At 34.0% G+C, this 1,553-nt stretch carries 1 protein-coding gene; it reads right to left on the bottom strand.

What is annotated here, in order from left to right; translation table 11 throughout:
• On the bottom strand, positions 1 to 1,190 hold a 1,190-nt coding region (locus U9R42_14675), incomplete at its 3' end, for an ISAzo13 family transposase (GenBank protein ID MEA3497269.1).
• Between the last annotated feature and the right edge of the window lie 363 nt (positions 1,191 to 1,553).

Genomic DNA, 1,553 nt, shown 5'->3' with positions numbered 1-1,553 from the left:
GTTGACTTCATGAATCTATCTGCATATTTTTCCATTTCTTTTTTTGTTAAACTGATACCCTTTTGATAAACTTTATCTATTAATTTTATGGCTGGGTTAATTCCTTTCCAGGTCATCGTTTCCGCCCATTTCATTGTCTTTTCTACGCTATCTAAAATTGTTCCATTCCAGTGGTTTTCTAAGGCCCCCCAACAACGCTCAATCGGATTGTATTTACTATGATACGGAGGGTAATAAACTAGATGAATCCGCAGGCCTGTTTCATCTGCAAATTCTGTTATTCTTTTAATGAACTGGGTTCTGTTGCTATTACTTTGTGGTCCATTGTCCAAATTAATAACTAATTCCTTGATGTGTGGATAAAGTTGTTTGTTTGCGTGCCACCATACCAATAAGGAATCTACTATGAAATCACTTGTTTCTGATGAGTTTCCAAAAACAATAGTTAGTAGTCCTGTCAGTACATCCAAAATCCCAAAAGGTTTTAATGTGCTATCAAAATTAGTATCATGATCGTGTGCTTCTTGGGCCTCTTTATCTCGTGATTTTCCACCTCTGGATAATTTTCCTATTTTCACAGTAGCTTTGCTATCAATTGAAATCCTTAATGATTCTGGATCATTATCAGCATTTTTATTCGCCTCATGCACATTATTAAATATTTCATCGACTTCTGGTATTTTTTTTAAAGGCCTTGTTTTCTCAACTTTTTTTAATGAGTATCCCATTCGATTCAACATGTTATGAATAGTTCTGCTCGTTGGAAGTTCTTTATCGCTATACCCATTTTCAATCAATGCTTCGCGAACTGCTTTTGCTGTAATTCTAGTATAAATAATGGCATTTTTGAATTGTGGATCAACCTGACAATGAGGTTCAACAATGGCTTGAATATCCTGCGTGATACCTGGTATTTTTTCTTCGATTTTTATATTACCGCAATTCGCATAATTGCCAACACATTCAAAGCCACTTGATAATTCTTTTATTCCTTGGGATATTGTTGCTCTGCCCCAATTTAATTCATATTCAGCTTTTCGAGCATTACCTCCATAGAATTCGTTTGTTATTTCGGCCTCAAAAATCCTTCGTTTATATCCTGTGAGATTTTTCGCAGTTCTTTTAAATATTTCTTTTACTGAAGGCGTTAAATTAGCAGTATTATTTAATGAGCTTAACTTGTAATTCATAATTAAATTATCCTTGATAAAGTTATCCTTGATAAGGTTATTTAATTAAAGATTATCAGGTTAAGTTCTGTTTGTCTTCTACTATTTTCAAATTACACTCTTTTTGGGTAAATTCTTTTTTTCCAAATCCCTTAGTTCAGACAAAAAGAATCTCTCTTCTTTTAAGTGGGAGCAGGTGAAATAGGTATTGTGTCCTCGGAATTTCGATGCCTGGATACAATGTGGTCGTTTTTGGGGTAAGTACCCAAGCATAATTAATCTTACATTATGCATAAGTGCCTAAAGTGGGAAGTGACTAAAGTGCCTAAAGTTGCGGTACTATATCTAATAGATAACACCTTAACTTTAGGCACTTTTTACTTT

It is taken from the genome of Bacteroidota bacterium (assembly GCA_034723125.1).
Classification (GTDB): domain Bacteria; phylum Bacteroidota; class Bacteroidia; order CAILMK01; family JAAYUY01; genus JAYEOP01.
Note: the sequence above shows the minus strand (reverse complement) of the source record. Positions and strands in the feature narration are given on the sequence as shown.